Source organism: Aeromicrobium sp. Leaf272, from assembly GCF_001422865.1.
Classification (GTDB): domain Bacteria; phylum Actinomycetota; class Actinomycetes; order Propionibacteriales; family Nocardioidaceae; genus Aeromicrobium.
Map to the genome: position 1 here is coordinate 297,744 of NZ_LMMY01000011.1, position 5,713 is coordinate 303,456.

Genomic DNA, 5,713 nt, shown 5'->3' on the forward strand with positions numbered 1-5,713 from the left:
CTGGCGACCCTGACACCCGACCAACGACGACATCCGACCCATCGGTCGGGGCACTCGTGCTGCCCGGCTGCCACTAAGCCGCCTGGAGTGGTCTCGACACACCTCCCCTCGCTGGCGCTCGTGGAGGCACTCGACCACCGGGGTGCTCACGGATCTCCGAGGCGTTCGGTGGATGGTCCCGGATGCTCGACCATCGGGGTCGGGATCGGCGCCGCGGCACTGTGCCGCGACCACCCGGCCGGCTGCACCTAGGCTGACGACCATGACGACGTGGGGTGCATCGAGCGAGGTCGGACGTCTGCGGACGGTCATGCTGCACCGGCCCGGGCAGGAGCTCGCGCGGCTGACGCCACGCAACAACGACTCGCTGCTGTTCGACGGCATCCCGTGGCTGGGGCGCGCGCAGGACGAGCACGACGCGTTCGCGCAGGCGCTGCGCGACCACGACGTCGAGGTGCTGTACCTCGTGGAGCTGCTCGTCGAGACGCTCGAGCAGCCCGAGGCGCGGGCCGAGATCATCGCCAGCACCACGGCCACGCTGCACCTCGGCGACAGCCTGCGCCGCTACCTCGTGTCGGCGCTGACCGACCTGCCTGCCGACGAGCTGGCCGCGGTGGTCACCGCCGGGCTGCGCAACGACGAGATCGCCCACCGCAGCATCGTCACGAGCCTGCTGCGCCCCGACGACTTCCTCGTGGACCCGCTGCCCAACCTGCTGTTCACGCGCGACTCGTCGGTGTGGCTGCCCGATCGGGTGGCCGTGACCAGCCTGGCCATGCCGGCCCGCGTGCGCGAGACGCAGCTGACCGGGCTGATCTACACCCACCACCCACGGTTCTCCGGGGCCGAGCGCGTCCACGGCCCGCACCTGGAGCACCTCGAGGGCGGTGACGTGCTGCTGCTCGCCCCCGGCGTGATCGCCGTCGGCGTCGGCGAGCGCACCACCCCGGCGGGCTTCGAGCGGTTCGCCTCGACGGTGCTCTCCACCGGGCTCGCGCAGACGGTGCTCGCGGTGCCGATCGCGCAGGAGCGCGCCACCATGCACCTCGACACGATCGTCACCATGGTCGACGTCGATAGCGTGGTCATCTACCCCAACATGGCCGACGAGCTGCGCGCCATCGCCGTCACGGCGAGCGACGACGAGGACGGCACGCTGGTGGTGGGTGCCGAGCGGTCCTTCTTCGAGGCCGCGGCCGAGGCGATGGGCATCGAGGCGCTGCACCGCATCGACACCGGCCTGGACCCGGTCACGGCCGAGCGCGAGCAGTGGGACGACGGCAACAACACCCTCGCGATCGACGCCCGTCTCGCCGTGGCCTACGAGCGCAACGAGCAGACCAACGCCCGGCTCGAGGAGCACGGCATCGAGGTCGTCGCGATCAGCGGCTCCGAGCTCGGGTCGGGGCGCGGTGGCCCGCGCTGCATGAGCTGCCCGATCCTGCGCGACTGACCCTCAGACGATCGTGACCTGCGGGCTGTAGAGCGCCATGGCGTCGAGGGCGCGGCGGTGGTTCTCCGGCGAGGAGCCTGCGCAGGCGTCGGCCACGACCTCGACGGTCGCGCCCGCATCGGCGGCAGCGAGCACCGTCGAGAGCACGCAGCAGTCAGTGGACACCCCGGCCACCACGAGCGTCGGCGCGGACCCGGTGACGGACCGGACCGCGCCCCACTTGCCGAACGTCGGCGCGGACACGACCGTGGCCTCGGCCGCGAGGTCGGCCAGGTCGGGCACGACGTCGAACATCGGGTCGTCGGCGGGCCGGTCGGCGAAGGGCCATGCGTCGAAGTAGGTGCGCCAGGACCCGATGCGCTCGGCGTCCGGGGCCGGGACCCATCGCGTGACGATCGTGGGCAGAGCGGCGGCCAGCGCCCGGATCGGCTCGACCGTGTCCGCGAACATCGGCGACCCCCACGGGGAGTCCGGGTCGGCGAACACCCGCTGCGGGTCCACGACGACCAGCCAGCTGTCGGTCACGGGACCAGCGCCTCCTGGCGGCGGACCACGGAGCGGCGGGCGACGAGCGTGACCACGAGACCGAGCGCGAAGGCCACGAGGACGCCGAGGTTGGCGTACGGCCACGCACCGTCCCAGCCGGCGCCGTCGGGCAGGCGGGTGCCCAGGCCGAACGGCTGGATGAGGTAGCCCTGCCAGTCGTTCCACGCGGTGCCCGAGACCTGGTTGACGACCAGGCCCCAGCCGATGACCGAGGCCACGAGCATGGTGCCCACCGACGTCCAGTCGACGGCTCCGTAGCGGCCGGAGGCGTCGAACAGGGCGGCGTCGTCGTAGTCGCGCCGACGCAGCGCGATGTCGCCGATCATGATGCCGGCCCAGGCGGCGATGGGGACCCCGAGCGTGATGAGGAAGCTCGTGAACGGGCCGAGGAACGTCTCCGCCACGAACACGACGTAGACGGTGCCGAGCGTCAGGATCACGCCGTCTACGCCGGCCGCGGCGGGGCGGGGGNNNNACCACGTGGGCAGGACGGACGCGAGGGTGCCGATGGGGTCGTCCACGATGCCCGCGCTGAGGGTGTCCGAGGATCCGGCCAGCAGCACGCCGTAGACCACGAGGACCACCGGGGCGAGAGCGCCGGCGATCGTGTTCCACAGCACGATCTGCGAACCAGGGGTGTCACGCCGCTGGTAGCGCGACCAGTCCGCGGCGATGTTGATCCAGCCGAAGCCGAAGCCCGTCATCACCATGACGAAGGCGCCGACGACGGCCTGGCCCGAGCCGCCGGGCAGCGCCGTCACGCGGTCGAGGTCGATCTGGTCGAAGGTCAGCAGGATGTAGCCGATGGTCACGGCCCCGGTCAGCCACGTGAGGACCGACTGCATCCGCATGATCACGTGGTAGCCGGCCACCGACGCGGCGACGATCAGCGCCGCGATCACGACGCACGCCACGACCTTGGTTCCAGTGCCGCCGCCCCAGCCGAGCTCCCGGAAGATGGTCGCCGTCGCGAGCGTCGCCATGATCGCGAGGAAGGTCTCCCACCCGATGGAGATCAGCCAGCTGAACACGCCGGGCACCTTCTGGCCGACCACGCCGAAGGGCGCGCGGCTCAGGACCATGGTCGGCGCCGACCCTCGCTTGCCCGCGATGGCCACGAGACCGCACGCGGCGAAGGAGACCACCACGCCGAGCACGGTCACGAGGACGGCCTGCACCAGCGAGAGGCCGAAGCCCAGCACGTAGCTGCCGTAGGAGATGCCGAACACCGACACGTTGGCCGCGAACCACGGCCAGAACAGGTCGGACGGCTTGGCGGTGCGGTCGGACTCGTCGATGACCTCGATGCCGGTGACCTCGATGCCGGCACGCCGCACGGCCTCGAGACCGGACGGACCTGCGGTGGGCTGCTCGTTCATGCACCCAGCGTCCCACGGTCGGGCTCGACGTGGGCCCACCATCGGGCCCACGGGCCCGGGTGCCCAGCCGTCCGGGCGGCCTAGCCTCGCTCACCGGCACCGGCCCCCGGAGCCCATCCCCCCTCGGAGACTCCCATGAAGCGCACCCTCCTCGCCCTGACCGCCTCGGCCGCCGTCGCCCTCGCCACCACCGCCGGTCCGGCGGCGGCGTCCAACCCCGTCGACGTGACCAAGGAGTCCTGCTTCTCCAACCAGACGCTGCGCGCCGGCTGCGTCAGCCTGAAGTGGGACGCGAGTGACCGGAACGTCCGCGCGATCGGCCTCGCCTGGTCGAAGGGCGACCCCAAGGTCGGCGCGGTCACCGAGCTCACCCTGCAGCGCCGCACGTGTGGCGGGTCGTGGAGCACCGTCTCCTACGACGCCGACCCCGACGGCTACGCGGTGCTCGACACCGTCGGCTCCCCGGCGTACTCGGCCGGACTCACCGGTCGTCAGTGGCGCGCGAAGGCCGTGGTGTCGTGGAAGGTCTCCGGCTACCCCAGCACCCGCGGGAGCTCCGTGCGCACGACCCCCGTCTTCGGCTCCTGCTGAGCCGCGCCCCACCACGAGAGGACCCCCTCATGAAGCGCCTGCTCTCCGCGACCGCCCTTGCGGTCGCGTCCACGGCCCTCGCGGCCGCCCCCGCCCACGCCGACACCGTCAGCAAGGTCAACTGCGACGGCAACGACGGCAGCGGGCTCACCGCCTCCCAGTACGTCGCCATGCTCGCGTCGAAGCCGTGCGTCTTCGTCGAGTTCGACCGCACCGCGAAGCGAGGCACGGCCAAGGGGCTGTCCCGCCCCGAGCCGGGCCAGGGAGCCGTCACCCAGCTGGCGCTCTTCCGACGCCCCTGCGGCGGCAGCTGGACACGCGTGGCCTACGCCCCCGACGCCGACGGCTGGTTCGGCGAGCAGCGCGACGTCGCCCAGACGTCCGCAGCCCAGGGCAGCGGCCGCGTCCAGTGGTACGCCTCGGGCAAGTTCTCCACGCGCGTCAACGGCACGATCGTGGCCAAGCGACTGAAGACCGGCGTCGTCGGCGCCTGCTGACCGCCCGGCTCAGCGGATGGTGAGCTGGCGGCTCGTCAAGTTGGAGCGGGCGTTGCGCTGCTCCGACGTGAGCGGGGCGTCGTCGGCGATGGCGGCGTCCAGACGCTCGGACAGCGCCGCGAGGGGGGCGTCGAGGGCCGCAGCGCCGTCGTCGACCACGGCGGGGNCGCCCAGCGTCTCCTCACCGGCGGCGGCCAGCCGGGCGAAGCCGTCGAGCACCGTGTCCTCGTTCTTGGTGACCACCCAGCGCAGGTAGCGCTTGTCGGCCATGCGCACCCAGTAGGCGGCCTCGACGGAGGTCAGACGCTCGGTCGGCGAGACCGACTCGTTGGCCTGGGCGAGCGCGTCGGAGCCCTCGGCATCGGTGCCCTCCACCCAGAAGTCGAAGCCGTCGTGCACCTCGACGTCGAACGACGACGCCGGGTCCACGACCTGCTGCAGCCGGTCGCCCACGCCGGGGTCGCGCACGGGGACGGGGTTGCCGGGCTCGGTCTCGCGGGCGGTCTCGATGGTGCCGGCGAGGTCGCGGCTCACGTCGCCGTGGTTGTGCAGCACCTGCAGACCGAGCCAGATCTCGCCGTCGGGACGGCGGATGCCGGCCCCACTGCCGGGGAGCAGGGAGCACACGCGCACCTGCTCGCCGTCGTTGAGCGTGACCGTGGCCGTGGCTGCGGGCACGAACTCGCGCAGCGCGATCCAGTCACCCTCCCCGGGCAGTCCCTCGAACGTGCGGGCCACGAACGGCATGCGGGCAGGCTTCGGGGCCTTGGTGCGGCGCGACTTCTTTCCCATGGCCGCACCCTAACGAGCCGGGCCGAGGTCTGCGGAGGAGAGGGTCGTCAGTGGTCGAGGGCGAGCTCGGCGCCCACGCGCGTGCCGGCCGACATGTCGACCCACCAGCGGTCGGCCACCCGGTTGATGATCGACAAGCCACGACCGCTGAGGGAGTCCTCGTCGAAGTCGATCGGCTCCAGCGAGGCACCCTCGCCGCCGTCGTGCACGCTGATCTCGAGCAGCTGGCGATCGACGTCGATCGTCCAGCCGATCTCCATGGTGCCGTCGGCGGCGGGCCGGCCGTGGGCCACGGCGTTCGCGACCATCTCGCTCAGCACGATGAGGGCGTCGTCGATGGTGCCGGGGCTGGCGCGATGAACGGTCAGGAAGCCCGCGAGCTTGGTGCGCGCCATGCTCGGCGTGGACGGCTCGAACGGCAGTCGCACGGTCGCGGAGGGGCGTGACGACGCCGG

Annotated in this window: 6 protein-coding genes and 3 pseudogenes; 3 read left to right on the forward strand and 6 right to left on the reverse strand. The window is 72.2% G+C overall.

The window, feature by feature from the left end:
• Positions 1-262: 262 nt before the first annotated feature.
• Positions 263-1,453 (forward strand): arginine deiminase, encoded by a 1,191-nt coding sequence (locus tag ASF38_RS08480; RefSeq protein WP_055961775.1) that lies wholly within the window; start codon positions 263-265, stop codon positions 1,451-1,453.
• A gap of 3 nt (positions 1,454-1,456) precedes the next feature.
• Here ASF38_RS08480 and ASF38_RS08485 read toward each other — a convergent pair whose 3' ends face one another.
• The 3 genes and pseudogenes from ASF38_RS08485 to ASF38_RS19245 form a co-directional block, all read right to left on the reverse strand.
• Positions 1,457-1,978 (reverse strand): cysteine hydrolase family protein, encoded by a 522-nt coding sequence (locus ASF38_RS08485; protein WP_055961779.1) that lies wholly within the window; start codon positions 1,976-1,978, stop codon positions 1,457-1,459.
• A pseudogene (locus ASF38_RS19240) lies at positions 1,975-2,470 on the reverse strand (allantoin permease); the annotation flags it as partial. The pseudogene ASF38_RS19240 and the gene ASF38_RS08485, both read right to left, overlap by 4 nt.
• A gap of 4 nt (positions 2,471-2,474) precedes the next feature.
• Positions 2,475-3,378: pseudogene (locus ASF38_RS19245) on the reverse strand (cytosine permease); the annotation flags it as partial.
• A gap of 135 nt (positions 3,379-3,513) precedes the next feature.
• Here ASF38_RS19245 and ASF38_RS08495 point away from each other — a divergent pair.
• Positions 3,514-3,969: a hypothetical protein gene (locus tag ASF38_RS08495; protein WP_055961790.1), complete on the forward strand. Its 456-nt coding sequence runs from the start codon at positions 3,514-3,516 to the stop codon at positions 3,967-3,969.
• A 29-nt stretch (positions 3,970-3,998) separates the two neighbouring features.
• Positions 3,999-4,466 (forward strand): hypothetical protein, encoded by a 468-nt coding sequence (locus ASF38_RS08500; protein ID WP_055961793.1) that lies wholly within the window; start codon positions 3,999-4,001, stop codon positions 4,464-4,466.
• A gap of 9 nt (positions 4,467-4,475) precedes the next feature.
• On the opposite strand, the gene ASF38_RS19250 is transcribed toward ASF38_RS08500, so the two are convergent.
• The 3 genes and pseudogenes from ASF38_RS19250 to ASF38_RS08510 form a co-directional block, all read right to left on the reverse strand.
• The coding region (locus tag ASF38_RS19250) for a DUF5926 family protein (protein ID WP_235497600.1) at positions 4,476-4,632 on the reverse strand (157 nt) is incomplete at its 5' end.
• A 1-nt stretch (position 4,633) separates the two neighbouring features.
• A pseudogene (locus ASF38_RS08505) lies at positions 4,634-5,258 on the reverse strand (DUF5926 family protein); the annotation flags it as partial.
• A 47-nt stretch (positions 5,259-5,305) separates the two neighbouring features.
• Positions 5,306-5,713, reverse strand: a 408-nt coding sequence (locus ASF38_RS08510) for an ATP-binding protein (RefSeq protein ID WP_235497542.1), incomplete at its 5' end; no start/stop codon positions are given.